Origin of the sequence: Streptomyces sp. NBC_00433 (assembly GCA_036015235.1) — a bacterium.
In the GTDB taxonomy this organism is placed as follows: domain Bacteria; phylum Actinomycetota; class Actinomycetes; order Streptomycetales; family Streptomycetaceae; genus Actinacidiphila.
The window spans coordinates 3,351,199-3,375,581 of sequence record CP107926.1 but is presented as its reverse complement, the minus strand read 5'-3'; the positions used below and the strand labels follow the sequence as shown (position 1 = coordinate 3,375,581).

Annotated in this window: 21 protein-coding genes; 12 read left to right on the top strand and 9 right to left on the bottom strand. The window is 72.3% G+C overall.

Annotated features, from left to right (window positions below):
• Positions 1 to 143 precede the first annotated feature (143 nt).
• Together OG900_13845 and OG900_13840 are read left to right on the top strand one after the other, a co-directional pair.
• Positions 144 to 1,220, top strand: coding sequence for an SIS domain-containing protein (locus OG900_13845; protein ID WUH91081.1), 1,077 nt, complete (start codon positions 144 to 146; stop codon positions 1,218 to 1,220).
• Between the two features lie 622 nt (positions 1,221 to 1,842).
• Complete coding sequence (locus OG900_13840) at positions 1,843 to 3,291, top strand: PAS domain-containing sensor histidine kinase (protein WUH95746.1); 1,449 nt, start codon at positions 1,843 to 1,845, stop codon at positions 3,289 to 3,291.
• Positions 3,292 to 3,419: 128 nt separating this feature from the next.
• Here OG900_13840 and OG900_13835 read toward each other — a convergent pair whose 3' ends face one another.
• Positions 3,420 to 3,677, bottom strand: a complete 258-nt coding sequence (locus OG900_13835) for a WhiB family transcriptional regulator (protein ID WUH91080.1) — start codon at positions 3,675 to 3,677, stop codon at positions 3,420 to 3,422.
• A 320-nt stretch (positions 3,678 to 3,997) separates the two neighbouring features.
• Positions 3,998 to 4,966, bottom strand: coding sequence for a diacylglycerol kinase family protein (locus tag OG900_13830; protein ID WUH91079.1), 969 nt, complete (start codon positions 4,964 to 4,966; stop codon positions 3,998 to 4,000).
• Positions 4,967 to 5,014: 48 nt separating this feature from the next.
• Here OG900_13830 and OG900_13825 point away from each other — a divergent pair, with 48 nt between their 5' ends.
• On the top strand, positions 5,015 to 5,446 hold the full coding sequence (locus OG900_13825; protein WUH91078.1) for a hypothetical protein: 432 nt from the start codon (positions 5,015 to 5,017) through the stop codon (positions 5,444 to 5,446).
• A gap of 80 nt (positions 5,447 to 5,526) precedes the next feature.
• On the opposite strand, the gene OG900_13820 is transcribed toward OG900_13825, so the two are convergent.
• From OG900_13820 to OG900_13805, 4 genes are all read right to left on the bottom strand, one after another.
• Complete coding sequence (locus OG900_13820) at positions 5,527 to 6,630, bottom strand: SigB/SigF/SigG family RNA polymerase sigma factor (protein WUH91077.1); 1,104 nt, start codon at positions 6,628 to 6,630, stop codon at positions 5,527 to 5,529.
• Positions 6,631 to 6,746: 116 nt separating this feature from the next.
• Complete coding sequence (locus tag OG900_13815) at positions 6,747 to 7,160, bottom strand: anti-sigma regulatory factor (GenBank protein ID WUH91076.1); 414 nt, start codon at positions 7,158 to 7,160, stop codon at positions 6,747 to 6,749.
• Between the two features lie 200 nt (positions 7,161 to 7,360).
• Entirely contained in the window at positions 7,361 to 7,870 is a 510-nt protein-coding gene (locus OG900_13810) for a GNAT family N-acetyltransferase (protein WUH91075.1), read from the bottom strand.
• A 55-nt stretch (positions 7,871 to 7,925) separates the two neighbouring features.
• The gene (locus OG900_13805) at positions 7,926 to 8,858 is read right to left on the bottom strand and encodes a pyridoxal-phosphate dependent enzyme (protein ID WUH91074.1); all 933 of its coding nucleotides are present in this window, start codon (positions 8,856 to 8,858) and stop codon (positions 7,926 to 7,928) included.
• 128 nt (positions 8,859 to 8,986) lie between these two features.
• Between OG900_13805 and OG900_13800 the strand changes: the two genes are divergently transcribed.
• Positions 8,987 to 9,904 (top strand): MurR/RpiR family transcriptional regulator, encoded by a 918-nt coding sequence (locus tag OG900_13800; protein WUH91073.1) that lies wholly within the window; start codon positions 8,987 to 8,989, stop codon positions 9,902 to 9,904.
• 397 nt (positions 9,905 to 10,301) lie between these two features.
• Here the strand turns inward: OG900_13800 and OG900_13795 are convergent, their stop codons facing one another.
• Positions 10,302 to 12,329 carry an N-acetylmuramoyl-L-alanine amidase gene (locus tag OG900_13795; protein WUH91072.1) on the bottom strand — a complete coding sequence of 676 codons (2,028 nt, stop codon included), beginning with the start codon at positions 12,327 to 12,329 and terminating at the stop codon, positions 10,302 to 10,304.
• Between the two features lie 192 nt (positions 12,330 to 12,521).
• Here OG900_13795 and OG900_13790 point away from each other — a divergent pair, with 192 nt between their 5' ends.
• On the top strand, positions 12,522 to 12,998 hold the full coding sequence (locus tag OG900_13790; GenBank protein ID WUH91071.1) for a MerR family transcriptional regulator: 477 nt from the start codon (positions 12,522 to 12,524) through the stop codon (positions 12,996 to 12,998).
• The gene (trxA, locus tag OG900_13785; protein WUH91070.1) at positions 12,995 to 13,330 is read left to right on the top strand and encodes a thioredoxin; all 336 of its coding nucleotides are present in this window, start codon (positions 12,995 to 12,997) and stop codon (positions 13,328 to 13,330) included. The genes OG900_13790 and trxA overlap by 4 nt, the downstream gene beginning before the upstream one ends.
• A gap of 235 nt (positions 13,331 to 13,565) precedes the next feature.
• Here the strand turns inward: trxA and OG900_13780 are convergent, their stop codons facing one another.
• Complete coding sequence (locus OG900_13780) at positions 13,566 to 14,786, bottom strand: NADP-dependent malic enzyme (protein WUH91069.1); 1,221 nt, start codon at positions 14,784 to 14,786, stop codon at positions 13,566 to 13,568.
• Between the two features lie 416 nt (positions 14,787 to 15,202).
• On the opposite strand from OG900_13780, the gene OG900_13775 reads away from it, so the two are divergent.
• From OG900_13775 to OG900_13760, 4 genes are all read left to right on the top strand, one after another.
• The gene (locus OG900_13775) at positions 15,203 to 16,180 is read left to right on the top strand and encodes an ABC transporter substrate-binding protein (GenBank protein ID WUH91068.1); all 978 of its coding nucleotides are present in this window, start codon (positions 15,203 to 15,205) and stop codon (positions 16,178 to 16,180) included.
• A gap of 29 nt (positions 16,181 to 16,209) precedes the next feature.
• A complete protein-coding gene (locus OG900_13770) occupies positions 16,210 to 17,139 on the top strand; it encodes an amino acid ABC transporter permease (protein ID WUH95745.1) in 930 nt (309 codons plus the stop codon).
• Between the two features lie 56 nt (positions 17,140 to 17,195).
• On the top strand, positions 17,196 to 17,948 hold the full coding sequence (locus tag OG900_13765) for an amino acid ABC transporter ATP-binding protein (GenBank protein ID WUH95744.1): 753 nt from the start codon (positions 17,196 to 17,198) through the stop codon (positions 17,946 to 17,948).
• Between the two features lie 145 nt (positions 17,949 to 18,093).
• Positions 18,094 to 18,720 (top strand): CGNR zinc finger domain-containing protein, encoded by a 627-nt coding sequence (locus OG900_13760; GenBank protein ID WUH91067.1) that lies wholly within the window; start codon positions 18,094 to 18,096, stop codon positions 18,718 to 18,720.
• Here the strand turns inward: OG900_13760 and sodX are convergent.
• The gene (sodX, locus tag OG900_13755) at positions 18,624 to 19,079 is read right to left on the bottom strand and encodes a nickel-type superoxide dismutase maturation protease (protein ID WUH91066.1); all 456 of its coding nucleotides are present in this window, start codon (positions 19,077 to 19,079) and stop codon (positions 18,624 to 18,626) included. The two genes, OG900_13760 and sodX, sit on opposite strands and share 97 nt — an antisense overlap.
• 138 nt (positions 19,080 to 19,217) lie before the next feature.
• Here sodX and sodN point away from each other — a divergent pair, with 138 nt between their 5' ends.
• Together sodN and OG900_13745 are read left to right on the top strand one after the other, a co-directional pair.
• Positions 19,218 to 19,613, top strand: coding sequence for a superoxide dismutase, Ni (gene sodN / locus OG900_13750; GenBank protein WUH91065.1), 396 nt, complete (start codon positions 19,218 to 19,220; stop codon positions 19,611 to 19,613).
• A gap of 199 nt (positions 19,614 to 19,812) precedes the next feature.
• On the top strand, positions 19,813 to 24,276 hold the full coding sequence (locus tag OG900_13745) for an Hsp70 family protein (protein ID WUH91064.1): 4,464 nt from the start codon (positions 19,813 to 19,815) through the stop codon (positions 24,274 to 24,276).
• Positions 24,277 to 24,383: the final 107 nt, after the last annotated feature.

Genomic DNA, 24,383 nt, shown 5'->3' with positions numbered 1-24,383 from the left:
TGCCCGCCCCCCGGCCGAGGGCCCCCGGCCCCCCGTCCGCACCCGCTTCCGCGCGCGGTCCGCCGGGTCCTGTGGTCGACTGTTGGAATGCTCCGGGCCGCGGTTGCCGGCCGTACCCGGGCAGCGGGATGGAGGCGGTGGGCATGGCGGACAGCACGCGGTCCCCGGCGCCCGGCAGGAGCCGGCCGGGCCTGATCATGGCCGGCGAGATCGCCGAGCAGCCCGGGGTGATGCGGCGCGTGCTGGACCGCGCGGCCCCCGGGATCACCGCGACGGCCCGCCGCATCGCCGACCGCAAACCCCGCTTCGTGCTGCTCAGCGCCCGCGGCACGTCGGACCACGCGGCGCTCTACGCGAAGTACCTGATCGAGGTCGAGCTGGGCCTGCCCTGCGGGCTGACCTCGATGTCGACCACCACCGCCTACGGCGCCACTCCGCACTTGGACGACGTCCTGCTGATCACGGTGAGCCAGTCCGGCGGCTCGCCCGACCTGATCTCGTCCACCAGGGCGGCCAGGCAGGCCGGGGCGATCACCCTGGCGGTGACCAACAACCCGGACTCGCCGCTCGCCGAGGTCTCGGAATTCCACCTGGACCTCCAGGCGGGGCCGGAGAAGGCGCTGCCGGCCACGAAGACGTATACGGCCGAGCTGCTGGTCCTCTACCTCTTCGTGAAGGGCCTGGGCGGCCTCGACCCCACCGCCGCGCACCGCCTGCCGGGCCTGGCGGAACAGGTGCTGGCCCGCAGCGACGAGATAAGCGAGCTGGCCGGCCGCTACCGCTTCGCCGAGCGGATGGTGATGACCTCGCGCGGCTACGGCTACCCCACGGCCAAGGAGGGGGCGCTCAAGCTCATGGAGACCAGCTACATCCCGGCGCTCGCCTACTCCGGCGCCGACCTGCTGCACGGCCCGCTGGCCATGGTGGACAACATCTCGCCGGTCATCGCGATCGTCACCGAGGGGCGCGGCGGCGAGGCCCTCCAGCCGGTGCTCGACCGCCTCCGCGGCCGCGGCGCCGACCTCGTGGTGATCGGCCCCCGCCTCCAGGTCCGCGCGGCCTCCGGCGGCTTCGCGATGCCCACGACCGACGTCCCCGAGTGCCTCCAGCCCCTCCTGGAGATCCTCCCCTTGCAACGCCTGGCCTGGGAGATCGCCATGGCCCGCGGCCAGGACCCCGACTCCCCCCGCGCCATAGCCAAGGTCACCGAAACCCACTGACCCATGCCTTGCGTCTGCCTGGCGCCCGGGAGGGCGCCCCCTGGGGGCGCGTGGGGGCACCCCGGGAGAACTGCGCGACCAGCCGTCGGCAAGGTGCACGTCGCCACCGGCCGAAAGGGGCTGTCTCTGCCGCATCCGGACCACCGGCCGTCGACGGGCTGAGCGCGCAGTCCGGCACCGCCGGCGCCCCTGGGGCGCCCTCCGGGCGCAAGGGAGAGTCCTCTCCCGGCCACCGCGGCGGAAGCGTTTTCCGCCCAAGGGCGAGAAAACACTTCGGGCCGCGGTGCCGGGAGAGGACCCTCAGCCTCTCTTGGCACCGCAGCCCGGAGCAGACGTCGGCGCCGTGGCCGGCGGGGTGTGCGGTCCCCGCGGGCCCGATAGGGCCGACCACGAGGCGGGGGCGTAGTCAGGGCAGAGAACGCCGCGCCTCGATCCGCGCTCCTGTGCGGGGAGCCCGGAGGTCTTGTACATGGTGCTGTGCTGGAACATTGTGGACTAGACCATTGCGCGTTGTCCATGGGTACGCCATGGATTTCGTGCCCGGCCTGAACAAAGTGTGCCCGCAAACCGCGCCGAGCGCACCCCCCTCGCGCCGCCGGGTACGCTCGCAGGCGTGCCCTCCATGAACGACCTCGTACGCGAGCACACGGCGCTCGACGCCTCCGACCTCGAATGGCTCCACCTACTGGTCTCGGAGTGGCAGCTGCTGTCCGACCTGTCCTTCGCGGACCTGGTGCTCTGGGTGCCGACCAGGGACGGTTCGCGGTACGTCTCGGTGGCCCAGATGCGGCCCAACACCGGACCGACCTCGTATCAGGACGACATGGTCGGCCACCTGGTCCCGCGCGGACGGCGGCCGCTGCTGGACGCCGCCCTGGACGAGGGGCGGATCGTGCGGGAGGGCGACCCGGAGTGGCGCGAGGAGGTGCCGGTACGGGTCGAGTCCATCCCGGTGCGCCGGGACGGCCGGGTGCTCGGGGTGATCGCCCGCAACACCAACCTGCTGACCGTCCGCACGCCCAGCCGGCTGGAGCTCACCTACCTGCAGAGCGCCAGCGACCTGGCCCAGATGATCGCGGCCGGCGCCTTCCCCTTCCCGGCCGAGCAGGTCGACATGGACGCCTCGCCGCGGGCCGGCGACGGGCTGCTCAGGCTGGACGCCGACGGCATCGTCCAATACGCCAGCCCCAACGCGCTGTCCGCCTACCACCGGCTGGGGCTGGCCGCCGACCTGGTCGGCCTGCACCTCGGCAAGGCCACCGCCGAACTCGCCCCGGCCCGCGGGCCGGTGGACGAGGCGCTGGTCAAACTGGCCAGTGGCTGGGCGCCGCGCGAGTTCGAGGTGGAGGGCGGCGACGGCGTCATCCAGTTGCGCGCCATCCCGCTCAAGCCCAAGGGCGTCCACACCGGCTCCCTGGTGCTGCTCCGCGACGTCACCGAACTGCGGCGCCGCGAGCGCGAGTTGATGACCAAGGACGCGACCATCCGGGAGATCCACCACCGGGTGAAGAACAACCTCCAGACGGTCGCCGCCCTGTTGCGGCTGCAGGCCCGCCGGATGGACTCCGACAGCGCCCGTGAGGCGCTGGAGGAGGCGGTGCGCCGGGTCGGTTCGATCGCCATCGTGCATGAGACGCTGTCCCAGACCCTGGACGAGCGGGTCGAGTTCGACGAGATCGCCGACCGGGTGCTGGCGATGGTCGCCGAAATCTCACCCGGCCGGGTCACCGCCCGGCGCGGCGGCCGCTTCGGCATCCTCACCGCGGAGATCGCCACCCCGCTGTCCATGGTGCTCACCGAGTTGCTGCAGAACGCGCTCGAACACGGCTTCGGGCCGGGGGAGTCGGGCAGCGTCGACATCACCGCCACCCGTGGCCGTGAGCTGATCACCATCACCGTCCAGGACGACGGCCGCGGCCTGCCGCCGGGCTTCGACGCCCAGAAGGCCGGCAACCTCGGCCTGCAGATCGTCCGCACCCTGGTGGTCGGCGAGTTGGGCGGCACCTTCGACATGCTCCCCGCCCCGGTCCGCGGCACCCGGGTGATCCTCGAACTCCCCCTGGAAAGCTGACCCCTTCATCGCGTTCATCGCGGCAGGACAGACGAAAGCCCCCGTACCGACATCGGCACGGGGGCTTTCGGATGCTGCGTGCTGCGCGTGTGACAGGTGCTGCGCGCTGCGGCTCGGTGGGAAGCGCGTCAGGCGCTGGCGTTGCGGGCCCGGTTGCGGGCGGCGCGGCGCTTCATTGCGCGACGCTCGTCCTCGCTGAGGCCACCCCAGACACCGGCGTCCTGGCCGCTTTCCAGCGCCCACTGCAGGCACTGCTCCATGACGGGGCAGCGGCGGCAGACGGCCTTGGCTTCCTCGATCTGCAGCAGCGCAGGACCGGTGTTGCCGATGGGGAAGAAGAGCTCGGGGTCTTCCTCGCGGCAAACGGCGCGGTGACGCCAGTCCATGGCTGCTCCAACTCCTTGTGTGACAAGCACGTTGCTTGTGAATGTGAACGCTTTCACGAATCCCTTCACGGCGAACGGGACGCCACCCAGTCTTCACTGGTGCAGTCCCGCTGGTGTGAGGTGGAAGATTCGGGCTCTCAAGGGGGCCGGTTTGTCGGCCGTCCCGATCGCCACCTAGAGACTCGCAAACCTCGGCGGGAGATACAACCCCTTCAGGAAAGTTTTTTTTGATTCCTCGGTGTCGCCTCGATCACAGCCGTACTTCCATGGGGTGCAGGGCAGCCTAAACGTTCGAGTAAAAGGACTTTAGGCTCTTCGACTTACACAATCACACGCAGTGCACGGCGTACGCCTGTGAAGGTCGCGCTCGTACGCAGCCCGAGGTGGTCACCGTCCACCTGGAAGGGCAGTGCCGCCTGCGATTGCAAGGTGAAGTCCGTCAGATCGTGCAGCGCCAGGGTGTGCTTGCCCCGCGGGCCGCGCTCCGCGGTGGAGCGGAGCAGTTGCGCCGCGTAGCGCGTGCCGGACAAAGTGGACATCTTGTGGATGCCCAGCAGGTCAAGCGCGGTGTCGAAGGACGCCTCGGGAGAGGCGTAGACCGGCCGGTTGCCCAGATACGTCCACGGGGCGGTGTTGCACACTATCGCCGTCGTGAGACCCGCCACCGGCTCCGCGTCGGGGCGCTCCAGCGTGATCGTGCCGTGCCTGCGGTGCGGGTCGGCGACGAACTGCCGGGCCACCTGGCGCAGATACAGCGCATGCGTCGAACGCTTGCCCAACTCCCGCTGCTGCTCCACCCGCCCCACCACGCCGGCGTCGAAGCCGAGGCCCGCGCAGAAGGTGAACCAGCGGTCGGGCACCCCCTCGTCCTCGGTGCCGGGGGTGCCGCTCACCAGCCCCAGGCCCACCGTCCGCGAGGACCCGGCGCGCAGCGCGTCCAGCAGGGCGCCGGTCGCCTCCACCGCGTCATTGGGCAGGCCGAGCGCCCGCGCGAAGACATTGGTCGATCCGCCGGGGACCACCGCGAGCTGCGGCAGCGAGTCGGGGTCGGGGCCACGGTGCAGCAGGCCGTTGACGATCTCGTTGACGGTGCCGTCGCCGCCGAGCGACACCACCAGCTCGGTCTCGCCGCCCTCCACCGCCCGCCGGGCCAGGTCGCGCGCGTGTCCGCGGTATTCGGTGGTCGCGACCTCCAGCTTGAGATCACTGGCCAGTGCGGTGCTGATCACATCGCGCACCCGCGCGCTGGTGGTGGTCGCGGCGGGATTGACGACGAGAAGTGCGCGCATGCCCGATAGCGTACCTACGGTTTTTCGCATCGGGCTACGCTGAGTGGTGTGAGCCAGAGCCCCCACGACCCCGCGCCCGAGCCTTCCGAGGCCCCCGCGCCGCCGCCCGCGGCCCCGACCCCCCGGATTCGGGCGGCCGCCGCCGTCGCCGGACTCGAAGGGCTCGCGGTCGCCGCGTGGGGCGTGACGATGTTCTTCACCGACAGCGACAACGCGGTGCTCGCGGGGCTGACGGTGCTGCTCATGGCGGCGTTGCCGCTGGCCGCGGCGTACGGGCTCGGCAAGGTGCGGCGCTGGAGCCGGGGGCCGGCGCTGATCATGCAACTGCTGGCCCTGCCCATCGCCTGGACGATGCTGCACTCCTCCGGAGCGGTGGTGCCCGGGGGTGTGCTTCTCGGCGCCCTCGCCGTCGCCGGCCTGGTCTGCCTCGTCCACCCCTCCACGACCGACGCACTCGGCATCCGCCGCACCACGACGTAAGGGCCCCCTTTCGCCAGGGGGCGCCTCTCAGGGGCGCCCGTCAGCCACCGCGGCCGGCGGCAGGACGCCCCGGGGAGGGGCTACTCCTCGATGAGGAGTTTGTCGCGGAGTTGCGCGAGGGTACGGGCGAGGAGGCGTGAGACGTGCATCTGGGAGATGCCGACCTCCTGCGCGATCTGCGACTGCGTCATGTTCCCGAAGAACCGCAGCAGCAGGATCGTCTTCTCGCGGGGCGGCAGCTGTTCGAGCAGCGGCTTGAGTGACTCGCGGTATTCGACGCCCTCCAGGGCCTCGTCCTCGGAGCCGAGGGTGTCGGCGACCGCCGGCGACTCGTCGTCGGTGTCGGGGACGTCCAGCGACAGCGTGCTGTACGCGTTCGCCGACTCCAGGCCTTCGAGGACCTCCTCCTCGGAGATCTTCAGGTGCTCGGCCAGCTCGTGGACGGTCGGGGCGCGGCCGTGCCGCTGGGACAGCTCGCCGGTCGCGGTGGTGAGGGCGAGCCGCAGCTCCTGGAGGCGGCGCGGCACCCGTACCGCCCAGCCCTTGTCCCGGAAGTGGCGTTTGATCTCGCCGACCACCGTAGGCGTGGCATAGGTGGAGAATTCCACCCCGCGGTCCACGTCGAAGCGGTCCACCGACTTGATCAGGCCGATGGTGGCGACCTGGGTGAGGTCGTCGAGCGGCTCGCCGCGGTTGCGGAAGCGCCGGGCCAGGTGCTCGACCAGCGGCAGGTGCATGCGGACCAGCTGGTTGCGCAGCTCGGCCCGCTCCGGCGAGCCCTCGGGGAGCTTGCTCAGCTCCACGAAGAGCGCCCGGGCGCCGGCCCGGTCGTGCGGGTCGTGCGCCGCCGGCGGCTCCGTCGCGGGTTCCGCCGGCTGCGGCGACTGCTCCGCCGGCTGCGGCGACTCGCCCGGCTGCTGCTCGTCGTGCCGCGATTCCGCCGGCCGGCCCGGCTGCTGCTCCATCGTCCTCGCCTGCTCCGCCGCGTCCATTGCGTCCCTAGGGGTCTGCCCGCCCGCGGGCTCGGGATGGGGCCTGGCCGCGTCGCCAGCCGCCTGCGGCCGCCCGACCGGACCCGCGGGGTCCGGCTGCTGGGCGGGTACGGAGGCGCGACCGCGCACCGCGGGCAGGTCGTGCTCCGCGGGTGTGCCGGGGTTCTCCCCCCGGGACAGCTCAGCACTCATGGCGTTTCCCCGTCTTCCTGCACGGTTGTACCGTCACCGGCCCGCAGGGGGACCGGGACACGCTGACCCTGACGACGACGGCGGCGGCGCCGCCCTGTCCGCGATCTTCACGACCTTCACGACAGCCCTGGAACGGCGCCGCGCTTCTTGTGCAGACTGATGCTGACCGTCTTGTCCTCGGCGACGGTGGAGTCCACCTCGCCGGCCAGTGCGGAGAGCACCGTCCAGGCGAAGGTGTCGCGCTCCGGCGCCCTGCCGTCCGTGGTGGGTGCCGCTACCGTCACCCACAGCGAATCGCCGACCAGCCGGAAAACGCAGCTGAGGACGCTGCCCGGCACCGCCTGCTGCAAAAGGATCGCGCACGCCTCGTCCACGGCGATCCGCAGATCCTCGATCTCGTCAAGGGTGAAGTCCAGCCGGGCTGCGAGACCGGCCGTGGCCGTCCGCAAGACCGACAGATACGCACCCGCCGCGGGCAGCCGGACCTCTACGAAGTCCTTCGACCCGGGCTCGCCTGCGCTCTGGGACACCCTCACCTCCACGGTGGCACACAGTGATTGCTCTGGTTCGCAGCGACGCTATCGCGATCCGCGCCCTGATGTCGCCCGGACGGGGGACGGCCACCGCCATGGGCGAGCCGCTCCGCGGGGCGGTCAGGGGCGGTGAGCGATACCGTCCTGTCACCCATGGTAAGCGCTCAGGTACGGACGGTCGGTCTCCCCTCGGGGTCTCAATTCGCATGCGAATTCGTCCGGTTGTCCGACCGGGTGGCGGCCAGTGCGGCCAGCGCCGGTCCGGTGAGCCGCTGCACGGTCCACTCGTCCTGCGGCAGGGCGCCGATGGAGCGGTAGACGGCCAGCGCCTTCTCGTTCCAGTCGAGCACCGACCACTCGAAACGCGACCAGCCGCGCTCCACGCAGATCGCCGCGAGCGCCGCCAGCAGCGCCTTGCCGTGGCCGGCGCCGCGCGCCTGCGGGCGTACGTACAGATCCTCCAGGTACAGCCCGGCGGTGCCGGTCCAGGTGGAGAAGTTGCGGAACCACAGCGCGAAGCCGGCCGGCTCGCCGGTGGCGTCGTCGGCCGCGATCAGCGCGTGGGCGACCGGGTCGGGGCCGAAGAGCGCGGTGTGCAACTGCGACTCGGTGGCCTTCGCCTCGCTCAGCGCCCGCTCGTAGTCGGCGAGTTCACGGATCAGGGCGTGCAGGACCGGCAGGTCGGCGGGAGTCGCGGGGCGGATCATGCCACCAGGTTACGTTCGGCTGATGTGACCGGCGCAAGGGGCACACGGCCGTCCGTCATCCGGTGATCACCGCGGCGACCCGGGTGCCCGGCGGGAAGGCCCCTTCGCAGGCCAGCGTCACGACACCGTGCAGCATCTTCGCCACGTAGACCCGCTCCGGGTCCAGGCCGTGCCGCCGCCCGAAGTCCGCGGCGAATTCCTCCAGCGCGGGGCTGCTCCTGGCGAAGCCGCCGTGGTGGAAGCGGTCGTCCAGCCGCCAGCGCCCCCGGCGCCCACCGAACGCCTCCTGCTGCAACCGCAGCACGTCCCCGGCCAGGAAGCCGCCGCCGCGCAGCACGGGAAAGCCGATCGCCTCGGCACACTGCCGCGCCTCGGTACATTCCCCCGGCTCGGCAATATGCCCCGCCTCCAGTCCCGCGGCCAGTCCCGCGAGCGTGCCGCCCGTGCCGCACGGGACCGCCACCACATCGGCGGCGCCGCTCAGCTCCCTGCCCAGGTCCGCGCACCCGGCGGCCGCCAATGCGTTGGAGCCGCCCTCCGGCAGGACGCGGGCGCGGCCGTGCCGGGCGAGCAGCGCGGCGAGCACGTCCGGCTCCGCCTTGCGGCGGTACGTCGCCCGGTCGACGAAATCCAGCCGCATGCCGTCGGCCGCGGCCACCGCGAGCGACGCGTTGAGCGGGCGGCCCGCCAACTCCTCGCCCCGCACCACCCCGACGGTCCGCAGGCCGAGCAGCCGGCCGGCCGCCGCTACCGCCCGCAGATGGTTGGAGTAGGCGCCGCCGAAGGTCAGCAGGGTGTCGTGCCCGTCCGCGAGCGCGGCGGCCAGGTTCAGCCGCAGCTTGCGGAACTTGTTGCCCGGCAGATCCGGGTGGACCAGGTCGTCCCGCTTGAGCAGCAGCCGCACCCCGTGCCGCTCCAGCCGCTCGTCCGCCACCTCGGTCAGGGGCGACGGCGGTCGCGGTTCCAGGAGCGACGGCGCGGCACACACGCGGCCATTGTCACCCGGACGTGTGACAGCCGATACGTGGGGCGGCCGTATGGCGGCATTACGTCCAGACGCCGAGAATCTTCACCCGTGGGTCCCAGACGGGTGTTTCGCGGTGCATGCTTGCTGGCGTGCACCAAATAGTCCAGGAGTCACCGACCGACCGATCGTGGGACGCCACTGCGCCCAGTGACTCGGCCGACGCGCTCACCGCCATGGTGCGGGGGCTGCTGCCCTCGCTCACCCCAGCCGCCGCCCGTATCGCCTCCCTCATCGTGGAGGACCCGGCGCAGGTCGCCCGCAGCACCATCTCCGAGTTGAGCGCGCTCGCCGGGACGAGCGAGTCCTCGATCGTGCGGACCGCCCGCGCGCTCGGATTCGCCGGCTATCCCGAGCTGCGGCTCGCCCTGGCCGCTTCCGCCGCGCGGCAGGCGCCGCGCTCCACGCTCAGCGCCGGCATCACGCGGGAGGACTCGGCGGCCGAGGTCATCGCCAAGCTCGTCCACACCGAGTCGCAGGCCGTCCAGGAGACGGCCAGCCAGCTCGATCCCGCGGAGCTGGACCGGGCCGTCAGAGCGGTCTGCGGCGGCGGGCAGCTGCATATCGCCGGGGTCGGCGCGTCTGGCCTGGTCGCCCAGGACCTCCAGCAGAAGCTGGCCCGTATCGGCCGGCCCTGCCATGCGCACGGCGACTCGCAGTCCGCGCTCACCAGCGCGGTGCTGCTCGGTCCCGGGGACGTCTTCCTCGCGGTGTCGCACTCCGGTGAGAGCCGCGACGTGCTCGAACCGCTGCGGCGGGCCGCCGCGGAGGGCGCCACCACCGTGGTGATCACGAACCACCCGCTCTCCACGGCCGCGCGGCTGGCCGACCACGTGCTGGTGTCCGCGGGACGCGAGACCACGTTCAGGCCGGGGGCCATGGCCTCCCGGATCAGCCAGCTCGTCGTGGTCGACTGCCTCTTCGTCTGCGTGGCGCAACGGACCCCCGAGACGTCCAGCCGCGCCTTGCGCCTCACCCACGAGGCGCTCGAAAGCGACCGCACCACTTAACCCGGACCTCAGCCACTCGCTGCGCGGTGCTTGCCCGTGACCCTGCCCCTTGCGGTGGCCGTTCGCCTTTCCCGCCTCGCCGGCGGGGCGCTCCGTTCTCCCCCAGCGCTTCGTCTGGGGGTACCCCCACGCGCCCCTGGGTGGGTGCCCCTTGCGGTGGCCGTTCGCCTTTCCCGCCTTGTCGGCGGGCGCGCAGTTCTCCCCCAGAGCTTCGCCTGGGGGTACCCCCACGCGCCCCTTTTGGCCTGCGTCCTCCTGCGCCCAGGCGTTCGCCCCTGGCTGGGGGCGTTGCCCTCCGGGCGGAGGGTGAGCGTTTTTCAGGGGCGCGGGGAACTGCGCGCGCAACCACGCCGCCGCCGCAGTCAGGCAATGCACCCGCAAGGGGACGTGGCTCAGGTCAGGACGTTGATGTGACCACGTCCACGTCCGCGGCGTTCACGAACGCCATCCGGTGGTTGTAGACGATCTCGTACACCTTCGTCGCCCCGACGAAATCGTGCTGGTCGTACGGCGCCGAGCCGTCGTAGTAGATCGCGAAGTAGGAGTCGGTCGGGACCGCGGGGCCGGCGGCCACGTAGGACTGGCCGGCCGGGATGGAGTATTTGGCGCGGGCCAGCTGGGGGCGGGGGGCGGTGCCGCCCTCGAAGGCGACGAAGTCCGGGGGGTAGACGGAGGCTTCTGGGTAGGCCGTGGTGTAGACGGGGATGGACGTGGCGCCTGCCTTGGGGACGATGCGGGTGGCGCGGACGGGGACGGTCGCGGGGTGGGCGGGGGAGTCCTGGAGCCAGGCCTTCGTGCCGCCCCACCAGATGGCCGTCCAGCCGGGGACGCGGTCGGCGACGACGTACTGCTCGCCGGCGGGCGCCTTGTCGCCCCAGTCGTTCATGGCGCTGGTCCCGGCGGAGCCGTCGGGGTGCAGGTAGGGGTCGGCGACCAGCGGCGCGGTGGTGCTGGGCGCGGTGTGCAGCGGCACGAAGGACGCGGGGGCGTCCTGCGAGGTGACGGGGCAGTCGAAGCTGCGGTAAGGGCCGGGGAACCGCTTGTAGCCCTGCACGTCGTCGCAGTAGGTCGTGGACCGGGTGTTGCGGGCGTAACCGGGCTTGATGGCCACCACGGGGCTGCCCGCGGGCGCGGTGGCCCGGATCGGGGCGCCGAGCAGGTCGAAGAAGTGCTCCCAGTCCCAGCCCGGTCCCGGGTCCCAGTGCTGGGTGGCGACGCCGGCCTCGGTGCCGCCGGGGATGTTGTCGTGGCCGAGGATGTGGGCGCGGTCCAGCGGGATGTCGTACTTCGCGGCCAGGTAGCGGACCAGGGAGGCCGTGGAGCGGTAGAGGTCCTCGCTGAACCAGGCGGCGCCGTGGGTCGCCCAGCCCTCCTGCTCGATGGCGACGGAGTGCTGGTAGAAGGAGCGGTTGGCGCTGTCCCAGGCGATGTCCTTGGTCGGGATCATCTGGGTGACCTGGCCGTCCTGGGACCTGACGACGTAGTGGGCGCCGGCCGCGTAGGTCGGGTCGTTGAAGAGGTCGAGGGTGCCGTCGTAGGTCTCGTCGGTGCTGTGCAGGGTGATGTAGCGGATGTCGAGGCTGCCGTTCGGGCGGTCGGCGAGGTCGTGGCTGCCGTAGTCGGCGAGGTTCGACGGGTCGAGCAGGGTGTAGGCGCCCGGGATGACGTCGCAGTGCAGTGACGTGGGGCATTCCGCGGGGGTGCTGCTCCTGGGCGGGGTGACCTCGGTCAGGCCGAGTTTGCGCACGTCGGCGCGGTCCGGGTGCAGGCCGCGGACGGGTGCCAGGGTGACCAGCTGGCCGTCCGCGGTGGTGCGGGTGGCGCCGGCGGCCATGGTGGACCACACGCCGTCGGCGAAGGCCTGCGCGACCTTGTCCTCGGTGGACTGGCTGTAGCGGGCCGCGGCGGCGTACCACCCGTCGGTGCCGCGCGGCAGCCTGCCGTGGCCGTAGCCCTTGGCGTACGAGGCGAGCAGGGCGGCGCCGCCGCGGATGTTCTGCGCCTCGCCGCCGGTGACGTCCGCCGTGGCCGCGCCGAGCAGGTGGGCCGCGGCTGCCGCGGTGTGCTCGGCGGGGGCGGTGAGAAGCGGGGCGTAGCGCGGCGACTGGGTGCTCAGCCCGTCCGCGTCCAGCGTCGCCGCGGTCAGGTCGGTGAGGTTCATCGGGCCGTAGCCCGCCTCGGCGTTGGCCTGCCCGGCGTGCGCCTCCCAGCGGGTCTCGTAGTACGACACCGCTTCGAGTACGGGCAGTGGTACGCCGAACTCCCGCGCCGCCGCGGTGAATTCCGCCTGCCGTGCGGACTGCGGGTCGGCGGCCCGCGCCGCGCCGGTGGTGACGGCGGTCACCGACAGGCCGGCCAGCAGGGACAGGGCGGCGGCCAGCGTCAGGGTGCGGCGGCGGCGGGTGGGTCCGTTCGGGCGGTGCATTCAGGCTCCTCGCGTTGCGGGTGGTGCGTGCATGGAGAGAAGTGCTGGGCGCAGCCTGTCGAGACGGACTGGAAGTTAGCAACTCCCGGTGCGTAAATCCTGAAAGTTTTTGCCATCCGCTGGTCCCGGCCCCGGCCGGTGCGGAATCCGGGGCTGGCCATGACGCGTACGTCAAGGTCTACCGTCGTCCTCATGCGTATCGGCGAACTCGCGGAGCGCGCCGGCACCACGCCGCGAACGCTCCGCTACTACGAATCCCTCGGCCTGCTGCCGCCGGCCGACCGGGCGGGAAACGGCTACCGCAGCTACGGCGAGGAGCACCTGCGGATGCTGGAGCAGATCCGCACCCTCCAGGAGTACGGCTTCGGCCTGGAGGAGACCCGGCCCTTCGTGGAGTGCCTGCGCGCCGGGCACCCGGCGGGGGACACCTGTGCCGCCTCGCTCGCGGTCTACCGCAGCAAGCTCGCGGAGATCGACGCGTGGGTGGAGCGGCTGACCTCGGTGAGGGCCGAGGTCGCCGCCCAGCTGCTGCGCGCGGAGCGCGAGGCGCGCGCGGACGGCACCGCCGGCGGGACCGCTACCGGGACCGCCGACGCCGAACCGCTGTGCGAACTGACCGCCGTCCTGGCCGAGGCCGGGCGGCACGACGAGGGGAACCGACCGACATGAGCGCCACCGCACACGCCGTACCGACCGTCACCGACGCCACCTTCGCCGCGGAGGTGCTGGCAGGCGAGCTGCCCGTGCTGGTCGACTTCACCGCCGCCTGGTGCCCGCCCTGCCGCATGATCGCCCCGGTCCTCGAGGAGATCGCGGTGGAGGAGGCGCACCGGCTGCGAATCGTCCAGCTCGACGTGGACACCAACCCCGCCACCCAGGCCGCCTACGGCGTGATGTCGATGCCGACGCTGCTGCTCTTCCGCGCCGGCGAGCCGGTCAAGGTCATGGTGGGCGCCCGCCCGAAGCGCCGGCTGCTCCAGGAGCTGGCCGACGTGGTGTGAGCCCCGCAGGGCCCCCGGAGGCCCCCCATGGGCCCCGGGAGGCCCGGCGAAGAGGGGGAGCACCTCCGCTCGCCGGTACGGGGGGCCGGGCGAACGGAGGTGCTCAATGCCCGACGCCACGCCGGGCACTGTTATGAGGACTGGAGCGCCGAAAATGTGACGGCATTGGATGTGACGCTCGTCACATGAGCACGGAACGGCCGGTGCCCGCCAGGGCATCGGCCGTTCGCGCGGCTCAGCGGCGGGCGACACCCTCCGCGCGGGCGGCCGCCGCGACCGCGGCGGTCACGGCGGGGGCGACCCGCGCGTCGAAGGGCGACGGGATGACGCGGTCCGCGCTCAGCTCGTCGGCCACCACGCCGGCCAGCGCCTCGGCCGCCGCGAGCTTCATGCCCTCGGTGATGGCCGAGGCCCGCACCTGGAGGGCGCCGGCGAAGATGCCGGGGAAGGCCAGCACGTTGTTGATCTGGTTGGGGAAGTCGCTGCGGCCGGTGGCGACCACCGCCGCGTAGCGGTTCGCGACCTCGGGGTGGACCTCGGGGGTGGGGTTGGCCATCGCGAAGACGAAGGCGCCCTTGGCCATCGACGCGACCGCCGGCTCGGCGACCGTACCGCCGGACACGCCGATGAAGACGTCGGCGCCGGCCATCGCCGCCTCCAGCGAACCGGTCAGGCCGGCCCGGTTCGTATACGAAGCCAGCTCGCGCTTGACCGGGTTGAGGTCGTCGCGGCCCTGGTGGACCACGCCCTTGCGGTCGGTGACCGCGACATCGCCGATGCCCGCCTCGACCAGGATCTTCGCGATGGCGACACCGGCCGCGCCGGCGCCGGAGATGACCGCGCGCAGCTCGCCCAGCTCACGGCCCGTCAGCTTGGCCGCATTGCGCAGCGCGGCGAGTGTGACGACCGCGGTGCCGTGCTGGTCGTCGTGGAAGACCGGGATGTCCAGCCGTTCCACCAGGCGCCGTTCGATCTCGAAGCAGCGCGGCGCGGAGATGTCCTCCAGATTCACCCCGCCGAAGGACGGCGCGAGGCGGACCACGGTCTCCACGATCTCGTCCACGTCGGTGCAGGCCAGGGCGATCGGCACGGCGTCGACCCCGCCGAACTGCTTGAAGAGGATCGCCTTGCCCTCCATCACCGGCAGCGACGCCTCGGGGCCGATGTCGCCGAGCCCCAGCACCGCGGTGCCGTCGGTGACGACGGCGACGACCTGCGACTTCCAGGTGTAGTCGTGGACCAGCTCCGGCTTTTCCGCGATGGCGGTGCACACCTCGGCCACCCCCGGCGTGTACGCCAGCGACAGGTCGGCGGCGTCACGCACCGGAACGGTGGAATTCATCTCCATCTTGCCGCCGCGGTGCAGCGCGAACACCGGATCGAGGGGGATGTCTTCCGTGTCCCCGTCAGCGCCGGTGGTGCCGTCGATCCGCGGGTTGACGATCTCCGTTGCCACTTTGGACCCCTTTGTCATGATGAGGGAGATTACTCGCCCCAGGACGGGGAGAGCAGTTGGGCTCGGCGTCCGCGTCGCCCGAGACGAGTGAGCGAAAAGGCGGACAGGGACGCCTGATGCGCCGCACGCGCACCGGCCCCTGATGAGGGGTGGGGAATCCGTTCTACCGGATGGGTGTTCCAGGGCGTTTGATCGACTCGATCCGCCCTGCCGGGCATGGCCCCGTCGTGGTCCTGCCGTGGTGTGCCGGCCCGATGGGAGCCCGGGGATCGCCCGTTATCCGATTTTGACACAACGGGCACCCCGGTCGGCGCTGTCCGGATGGCAAGATGCACAGATCACACACGGTGGCGGCACTCGAAGGCGTGTGCCAGGCCACCAGCACGACACTTTCACCTCTTCAGGAGGACACAGCGATGACCGCACGCACGACCAGGCGTACCGCCGCCCTTTCCCGGCTCGCCGCGGTCGCCGCCGTCGCGGTCGCCGGCACCCTGGTGCTCACCGGGTGCGGCGACCAGACCAAGAAGGACGACGCGCCGCCGCCGAGCAGCAGTGCCGCGGGCGCCGGCAGCGCGACGACCAGCGGCGCACCCGGCTCGCTGTTCTCCAAGCTGCCGCAGAAGTACCAGGGCTCCAAGGTGATCCAGGTCGGCACGGACGCCTCGTACGCGCCGATGGAGCAGACCGTGGACGGCAAGATCGTCGGCATCGACCCGGACCTGGGCGCGGCGCTCGGCGAGAAGCTGGGGGTGACGTTCAAGTTCACCAACGGCAAGTTCGACGGGCTCATCACCTCGCTCCAGACCGGCCGCTCGGACATCGTGATGTCCGCTATGAGCGACACCAAGGCCCGCCAGGGCGGACTGGACGACAAGGGCAAGAAGATCGGCACCGGCGTCGACTTCGTGGACTACTACAACTCCGGCTCCTCGCTGCTGGTGGCGAAGGGCAACCCCAAGGGCGTCAAGACGCTCGACGACCTGTGCGGCCAGACCGTCGCCGTGCAGCGCGGCACGATCTACGAGGACGCCTTCAAGAAGCAGAAGACCGCCTGCGGCAGCAAGGGCCTGACGATCCAGGCGTTCGACACCGACGCCGAGGCGCAGACCCGCGTCAAGGCCGGCGGCGCGGTCGCCGACCTCAACGACACCCCGGTGGCCGCCTACATCGCCCAGACCTCCAACAAGGGCGCGGACTTCGAGGTGGCCGGCGCCCCCACGGACGCCGGACCGTTCGGTATCGCGGTGAGCAAGGACGACACCCAGCTGCGGGACGCGCTGAAGGCCGCCATGGACGCGATCGTCGCGGACGGCACCTACACCAAGATCCTGCAGAAGTGGAACGCCACCTCCGGCGCGCTCACCACCGTCGCGATCAACGGCGGCTCGTGACGTGAGCGGGACGTCCGCCGACCGCGCCCCTGAGGGCGCGGTCGGCCCTCTCCGCCGGCCCGGCCGTCACGACCAGCCCGTACGAAGCGATCCGGGCCGTTCCGGTACGCCACTACGGCCGGTGGGTCGCCGCCGCCGTCGTGGTGGTGCTGCTCGGCTGGCTGGCGTACGGCTTCTCGCAGGGCAAGATCATCTGGAGCACGGTCGGCGACAAGCTCTTCGACCACACCGTGATGACCGGCCTGTGGCACACCGTGCTCGTCTCGGTGTGCGCGATGGCCATGGGCCTGGTCCTCGGCGTGCTGTTCGCCGTCATGCGGCTGTCGAAGAACCCGGTGACCGGCGCCGTCTCCTGGCTGTACATCTGGTTCTTCCGCGGCACCCCGGTCTACGTCCAGCTGCTCATGTGGTTCAACCTCTCGCTGATCTTCCACACGATCAACCTGGGGCCGATCTACAAGAACGACACGGTCGCCGTGATGACCCCCTTCGTGGCCGCCCTGCTGGGCCTCGGCCTCAACGAGGGCGCCTACATGGCGGAGATCGTCAGGGCCGGCATCCAGTCGGTCGACGAGGGCCAGACCGAGGCGTCGCACGCGCTGGGCATGACCAGCGCCCGTACGATGCGCAGGATCGTGCTCCCGCAGGCGATGCGGGTGATCATCCCGCCGACCGGCAACGAGTTCATCAACATGCTCAAGACCTCGTCGCTGGTGTCGGTCGTGCAGTATTCGGAAGTGCTGCGCGCGACCTCGGACATCGGGATCACCGCCGGCGCGATCATGGAGATGTACTTCGTCGCCTCGATCTGGTACTTGGTGCTGACCAGCGTCTTCAGCGTCGGCCAGTTCTATCTGGAACGGCGGTACGCCCGCGGCTCGCTGCGGTCGCTGCCGCTGACCCCGTGGCAGAAGGTCAGGGCGAACCTGACCACCCTGCGCCGACCGAAGGCGGCCTGATCATGAGCATCCCCAGCACGACCCCCGAGTCCGAGGCCGGCGGCAGCGCCGAGCCGATGGTCAGGGCGGAGAACGTCCACAAGTCCTTCGGCGCCGCGCACATCCTCAAGGGCATCGACCTGGAGGTCGCCCCCCGCGAGGTGTGCTGCCTGATCGGCCCCTCGGGCTCGGGCAAGTCCACCTTCCTGCGCTGCATCAACCACCTGGAGCAGATCAACGCCGGGCGGCTGTGGGTCGACGGCGACCTGATCGGCTACCGGCAGCGCGGCGACCGGCTCCACGAGCTGCGCGACCGGGAGGTCGCCGCCAAGCGCCGGGACATCGGCATGGTCTTCCAGCGCTTCAACCTCTTCCCGCACATGACCGCGATCGAGAACGTCATGGAGGGCCCGGTCCAGGTCAAGCGGGAGACCAGGGCGGTCGCCCGGGAGCGGGCCGGGGCACTGCTGGAGCGGGTCGGCCTGGCGGACAAGGCCGCCAGCTACCCCTCCCAGCTGTCCGGCGGCCAGCAGCAGCGGGTGGCCATCGCCCGCGCGCTGGCCATGGAGCCCAAGCTGATGCTCTTCGACGAGCCGACCTCCGCGCTCGACCCCGAGCTGGTCGGCGACGTCCTCGACGTGATGCGCGGCCTCGCCGAGGACGGGATGACCATGATCGTGGTCACCCACGAGATGGGCTTCGCCCGCGAGGTCGGCGACGCGCTGGTCTTCATGGACGACGGCGTGGTGGTCGAGTCCGGCCACCCGCGGGAGGTGCTCACCAACCCGCGGCACGAGCGGACGCAGTCCTTCCTGTCGAAGGTGCTGTGACCGTGCCCGCCGGCCCCTCCCGGCTGCGCTGACCGTGCCCGCCCGCGCCGCCGTGCCCGCGAAGGCCGCCCCGGTAATAGCCTGGACGCAGATCCGGCTGTTACCGGGGCCGGGCCTACCCCCGTAAAGGACCAAGAGGACCACTGTGGATCTGGCCTACTACTCGGACTACGCCGTGCGCCTGGTCAACAGCGAGGAACCGCTGCGCGGCACCGACTCGCTGACCTCGGTCGAGGCGATACGGGAGCTGCTCGGCGCCTCGCACGCCGCGTCGCGCGCCGTCGACGCGGACGTGTCCAGGCTGCGCGCCGTACGCACCCGGTTGCGCGGGGTGTTCGAGGCGGCCGACGAGGGGGACGAGGTCCGGGCGGTCGACCTGCTGAACGCCCTGCTGCTGGAATTCCCGGTCAGCCCGCAGATCTCCGGGCACGACCACCTCGACGCGACCGGGCGCCCCGACTGGCACATGCACCTGGCCGACCAGGCGGTCACCGCCACCGCCGGCTACTCGGCCACCGCCTGCATGGGCCTGGCCTTCCAGCTGACCACGCTGGGCGTGGACCGGCTCGGCATCTGCGAGGCCGCCCCCTGCCGCAACGCCTACGTCGACACCTCGACCAACAGGTCCCGCCGCTACTGCTCCGACCGCTGCGCCACCCGCGCCAACGTGGCGGCCTACCGGGCCCGCAAGCGCCTTGAGAGCGACCGGTCGGGACGCAGCGGCCGCACGCAGGACGCAGCCCAGGACGCGACACCCGCCACCGACCGCTGAAGCTCCCTGGGCCGCCGGAAGCGGCCCTGAAGCTCGCTGGGCGGTCGGAAGCGGCCCCTGGCGCGCGCCAGCACCAGGTCGTCCGGCACGATGCCGAACTCCCTGCTGTCGTTCTCCACGAAGGTGTTGTCGCCCAGCACCCACCACCCGCCCTCGCGCCGCTCCACCGCCCGCTTCACGATCAGCAGATCCTGCTGCAGCGGATGTTTCAGGACCACGACGTCACCCTCGCGTACCAGCTCGGCGCCGCTGCTGATCTTCTGGATCAGCAGCCAGTCCCCGTTCAGCAGCGTGGGTGCCATCGAAGGACCAGTGACCTCGACAAGCTGCCACGACAGCCTGGACCCCTGCTCCCGCATGACCGCCTCCTGGTTCGTTCCTCCACCGGACCCAGAGTGACACCAGACTTTTGGCCCAAGCCACCTGGGGCACCCGAGAAAACGACTCCTCCAGGGAGTAATGTCCCACCTGAAAGACGATCACGAGGAAGGACAGCCATGTTCACTCGCCTGTTCGCGCCCAAGGTGAAGGTAAGCGCACACTGCGACCTGCCCTGCGGCGTGTACGACCCGGCCCAGGCCCGCATCGAGGCCGAGTCCGTCAAGGCGGTCCAGGAGAAGTACCAGGCCAACGAGGACGCGGACTTCCGCACGCGTGCCGTGCTCATCAAGGAGCAGCGCGCCGAGCTGGCCAAGCACCACGTCTCGGTGCTGTGGAGCGACTACTTCAAGCCTCCGCACTTCGAGAAGTACCCCCAGCTCCACCAGTTGGTGAACGACACGCTCAAGGCCCTCAGCGCCGCCAAGGCCTCGAACGACCCGGCCACCGGCCAGAAGGCCCTCGACCTGATCGCGGAGATCGACAAGATCTTCTGGGAGACCAAGAAGGCCTGACCGGCCTCCACCCGCTCCCTGGTCGACACCGCGCCCGGCACCTGCCCCTCGGGGCTGGTGCCGGGCGCGGTGCTTTCCCGCCGCCGCCGGCGAGGCGCCGGCCCCTCCCGGCTGACGCGGTCTCATATCCCGTGCCCCCGGCGGCCGTTAGCATGAGGTGGCTGATGCCCGCCATGTGATCACCGGGGGATGAGGACACGTGCTGAGCAGGTCGTCGGACGGTGTGCCCCGCGGATTGCGCAAGGCGCTGAAAGCCGTCGAGCAGCGTTTCAAGCCGGTCGTGCTCGGCGGCAAGGAGCTGGACGCCGCGGCGGCGGCCTACGGCAGGGCCCTGGTGCCGGCCCTCGCGCACGACCCCGCCCTCGCGCTCGGCCTGGTCCAGCGGTACGACGCGCGGCTGCCCGCCGAGGCCTATCCGCGGGCCTTCGGCCCGGCCGAGCTGGCGGCGCTGCACGGCCTCGCCGACCACCCCGACCGCTCCGCGCTCACGGTGGTCGTGACGGTCGCGGGCCGGCTGGGCGAGGACGGCCTCGAAAGGCGCGCGGCCGGGCGGCTCGCGGTGCGCACCGCCGAGCAGGCCGGCGCCGACGACCTCGTCTCGCTGCTGGGCCGCAGGCAGGAGGCCGGACTGCTCGACCTCGCCCTGACGACCGACGCCCTGCGCGCCTACACCGCCAGGACGGCGCTCGGCGCCGACACGGCCCTGTGGACGGCCTACTTCGACCACCTCCCCGAGCACCTGCTCCCCGACCTCTACGCGGTCCGGCTCTTCCTCGGCCGCGGCGGCGACGCCGTACGCCTCGCCGACAGCCCCGCCCGCCGGCGGCAGGCCCTGGAGTGCTGCACCGCCTCGCCGCGGCCCGACGACGCCCTGGCGGGCCTCGGGCTCGCCGACGCCGAAGGCCTGGCCGCCGAGGGCCGGGTGCTCGCCGAGCGGGCCGGCGCCCTGCTGCTCGCTGCCGGGAAGCCCGGCGACGCGCTGCCCTACTGCGAAAGGGCCGGGCGCCGCGACCTGGTCAGCCGCTGCCACGAGGAGCGCGGCGACCACCTCGCCGCGCTCGGCAGCTGCGCCGACGGCGACACCGGCCGCCTGGCCTCGCTCGCCGCCTTGTGCCGCGCCGAGGCCGACGCGCTCGTGGAGCGCGGCGAGCACACCGAGGCCCTGCGGCTCGCGTCGGCGATCCTGGGGCACCTCGACCGGGCCGCGGAGCAGACCGAGCCGGTGCTGCGCCGGCGCGCGGAGGTGCTCAGCGTGCGCGAGGCCGTCGTGGCGGTCGAGAGGCACCGCCTGGAGGCGGCGCTGCGCGCGGCGCCCGAGGACGGCCGGGCCGCCGTGCACCACGAGTGGAGCGCCTTCGAGGAGGCCGCGGGCGACCCCGCCGAGGCCGCCCGGCACGCCGCTGACGCCGGCGACCTCTACCGGGCGCACCGCCTCTACCGCGCCGCCGAGCGCTACGGCGAGGCCGACCGCGTCCTCCAGGGCGACGACTCGCCGCGCGGGCGGGCCGCCCGCGCCGAGGCGCGCGAGGCCGGCGGCGACCTGCTCGGCGCGGCCCGGGTCCACGAGCAGGCCGGCCGGCACGAGGAGGCCGCCGCCCTCTACGCCAGGGCCGACGACCCCGCCGCGGCGGCCCGCTGCCTGATCCTGGCCAAGGGCGACGAAGCCGTCGAGGACGAGCGGCTGCACGGATTCCTGCGCCAGGCCGGCGACATCGCCCAGCTCGTCCACCTGTGCCTGGACGCGGTCGACCGCCGCGGGCCCGCCACATCCGCGGCCGAGGCGCTGCGCCGGCTCGTCGCCGAGGACGACGCGGCCATACCCGAGCCGCTGCGCATGCGCGTACGGCAGGCGCTGGACGCGATCGGGGCGGTCGGCCGCGGCGCCTTCGAGGACCGGATCGCCGGCTGGGTGGAGCGCGCGCGGGCCGAGGTCGACAGCCGCTTCGCCCCGGTCTGGGGCCTCGATCTGGGCACGAGCACCTGCGTCGCCGCCGTCTACGACAGCGCCACGGGACGCCCGGCGATCTGCCCGGACGGCGGCAAGCCGCACTTCGCCTCGACGCTGACGGTGACCGAGCGCGGCGAGGAGATCGTCGGCCTGACCGGCGACCAGATCCTCGCCCCCTGGGTGATCGGCCACATCAGCGCCGCCAAGCGCCGGATGGGCGACGGCGTCGTCTTCAGGATCCGCGACCGCGAATACCGCCCGGAAGAGGTCGCCGCCCGGCTGATCCGGCACGCCAGGTCCCTGGTGGAGAAGCTGCTGCACGACCGGGTCGCCGAGGCGGTCGCCGCGCTGGCCCGCGCCGAGCTGGGGCAGGTCAGGGACGAGTGGCTGGTGTGGGCCGCGGGCAGGCACGACTTCTCGGTCCTGCGGCCCGAGGCCGTCCTCACCATCCCCGCCTACTTCCTGAACAATGCCAAGCAGGCCACCCGCAACGCGTGCGAGATCGCCGGCGTCACCCCCGTACGGCTGATCCACGAGCCCACCGCCGCCTGCATGGCGGCCGCGCAGCAGCGGCGCCTCGACGGGCAGATCGTCGTGGTGGACCTCGGAGCCGGCACCCTCGACGTCAGCTCGCTCGACGTCGACAGCAACGTCTACGACGTCGAGCAGGTCCTCGGCGACAACCAGTACGGCGGCCAGGACTTCGACGCCCTGATCGCCGACGAGCTCGCGGCCCGGCTGCGGACCCAGGGCCTGGACGTGCCCAGGACCGGACGGGCCAGGAAGCGCCTGGCGCTGGCCGCCGAGCACCTCAAGATCGCCCTGTCGTCGCAGGACGAGGCCGAGTACACCCTCAACGCCTTCCTCGACCGCCCCGAGGTCAGGCTCGAACTGAACCGCGAGGACCTCGCCCGGCTGCTGGCCGGCTCGCTGCGCACCCTGCGGGAGGTGTGCAAGCGGATGAAGGCCGAGATGACCGTGCCGGCCAGGCATCTGGTGCTGGTGGGCGGCCCGATGCTCTCGCCGCTGGTCAGCGGGGCCGTCGAGCGGGTCTTCGACCTCAAGCGCACCGTCCTGTCCGACGCCAGGGCCGCCGTCGCCTGCGGCGCCGCCCTCCAGGGCGCGGCACTGGCCGGGCGCCTGAAGGACACCCTGCTGCTGGACGTCACCCCCTTCCCGCTGGGCATCGCCGTCCGCGAGGAGAACGGCAACGAGGGCTTCTCCGTCCTGGTCGAGCGGAACACCAAGATCCCCACCAAGCGCTCCGACGTCTTCACCACCGTCAGGGACGAGCAGGACGAGGTGCTGATCGAGGTCTACAACGGGCAGATCGACCCCCGCTCCCGGATCGGCGTCGTCCCGCTGACCGGCATCCCGCCGCTGCCGGCGGGCGAACCGCAGATCGAGGTCATCTTCGAATTCGACGCCAGCTGCCTCCTGACGGTCACCGCGCGGGACAAGGGCACCGGCAACAGCAGGTCGGTCGACTTCACCGACACCACCCTGCTGTCACCGGGCGAGATCAGGACCATGTCGCAGCGGCACACCGACCAGCGGGAGCTGGAGCGCGTGCGGCACGAGCTGCGGGAGCTCACGGCCGGCGCGGACGTCGACTGCGAGCGGGTGTGCCGGGAGTTCAGGGAGCGGCTCGCCGCCCACCGGCCCTCCCGCGAACCGGTCGACGCCGCCACGCAGCGGCTGCTCGCCGAGATGTACGGCCCGGAGCCGGCCGAGCTGGAGAGCGAACTGCTCTCCCTGCGCGGCCCGTTGCTCGACCTGCTGACCACCGTGCGGGACTACCTCGCCCAGCCGCCCGCCGTGGACCGGCTCCCCGCGGGCAGGCACCTGGCCGACCAGCTCGGCGAGCGCCTCGGGCGGATGCGGCTCGGCACCGCCCGCATCGCCCGCTGGAACGACGTCCTGGCGTCGCTGGCAGCCGCCGACAGCGACCCGCTGCGCCGCTTCCGCTCGCTGCACGACGCCGGCGACCACAGCCGGGCGCTGCGCGCGCTCGCGGAGCTGACCGAGCCGCCCGCGCAGCCCGAGGACCTGCGGCGGCGGCTGCGCTGCCTGGCCGGCGTCGGCGACGTCGAGGGCTACCGGCGGTTCCTGCTCCAGGACGCCGACCGGCTGCCGGCCCTGGTCCGCGACCCGCGGCGGCCCGAGCTGTTCGCGGCGGCGGCCCATTCCGCGCTGGTCCGCGTCGGGGACGGCGGCGGCTTCCTGATCTCCGACCGGCACGTCCTGACCAGCCGCCGGTGGCTGGCCCAGGACGCCGCCGCGACCGAAGTGCGCCTGGCCGGCGGCGGGCAGGCCGTACGCCGGGCCTTCCTCCCCGACACCTCCGCCCTGGACACGGCGGTGCTGCTGCTGGCCGAACCCGTCCGGACCCGGCCGCTGCGGCTCGGCTTCCCCCGGCTCACCCACATCGGCGACCCGATACGGGCGGCGGCGCCGGGCGGGGCGCTGGTCCCGGGCATCATCGAGAAGTTCGAGGCCTTCCCCGAACAGGGCCTGCACCTCTACCGCACCGACCTGCGGCTGCCCGCCGCCGCCGCCGGCGGCCCGCTGCTCAACGAACTGGGCGAGGTGATCGGCGCGCTGGCACCGGGCGGCGAGACGCAGCCCGCCTTCGCGATCACGGCGGACTCGCTGGCGCCGCTGCTGGCCGGCGCGGGTTTCGGGTTGAGCGCCGAGGGCCTGTCCGGCAAATAGCGTCGTCCGCCCTTGGGGCGGGGCTGGCGGGGTCTGGTGCGTGCGATTGCAAGGCGGAGGGAGGAAGAGCGCAGCGGGCTGCGCCGACGACCGACAACGCAGCAAGC

What these genes read in the sequence shown, in the direction of transcription:
- OG900_13845 (WUH91081.1), top strand. Translation starts at nt 144, where the DNA reads ATGGCGGACAGCACGCGGTCCCCGGCGCCCGGCAGGAGCCGGCCGGGC.
- OG900_13840 (WUH95746.1), top strand. Translation starts at nt 1,843, where the DNA reads ATGAACGACCTCGTACGCGAGCACACGGCGCTCGACGCCTCCGACCTC.
- OG900_13835 (WUH91080.1), bottom strand. Translation starts at nt 3,677, where the DNA reads ATGGACTGGCGTCACCGCGCCGTTTGCCGCGAGGAAGACCCCGAGCTC.
- OG900_13830 (WUH91079.1), bottom strand. Translation starts at nt 4,966, where the DNA reads ATGCGCGCACTTCTCGTCGTCAATCCCGCCGCGACCACCACCAGCGCG.
- OG900_13820 (WUH91077.1), bottom strand. Translation starts at nt 6,630, where the DNA reads ATGAGTGCTGAGCTGTCCCGGGGGGAGAACCCCGGCACACCCGCGGAG.
- OG900_13810 (WUH91075.1), bottom strand. Translation starts at nt 7,870, where the DNA reads ATGATCCGCCCCGCGACTCCCGCCGACCTGCCGGTCCTGCACGCCCTG.
- OG900_13795 (WUH91072.1), bottom strand. Translation starts at nt 12,329, where the DNA reads ATGCACCGCCCGAACGGACCCACCCGCCGCCGCCGCACCCTGACGCTG.
- OG900_13790 (WUH91071.1), top strand. Translation starts at nt 12,522, where the DNA reads ATGCGTATCGGCGAACTCGCGGAGCGCGCCGGCACCACGCCGCGAACG.
- trxA (WUH91070.1), top strand. Translation starts at nt 12,995, where the DNA reads ATGAGCGCCACCGCACACGCCGTACCGACCGTCACCGACGCCACCTTC.
- OG900_13775 (WUH91068.1), top strand. Translation starts at nt 15,203, where the DNA reads ATGACCGCACGCACGACCAGGCGTACCGCCGCCCTTTCCCGGCTCGCC.
- OG900_13765 (WUH95744.1), top strand. Translation starts at nt 17,196, where the DNA reads ATGGTCAGGGCGGAGAACGTCCACAAGTCCTTCGGCGCCGCGCACATC.
- sodX (WUH91066.1), bottom strand. Translation starts at nt 19,079, where the DNA reads ATGCGGGAGCAGGGGTCCAGGCTGTCGTGGCAGCTTGTCGAGGTCACT.
- sodN (WUH91065.1), top strand. Translation starts at nt 19,218, where the DNA reads ATGTTCACTCGCCTGTTCGCGCCCAAGGTGAAGGTAAGCGCACACTGC.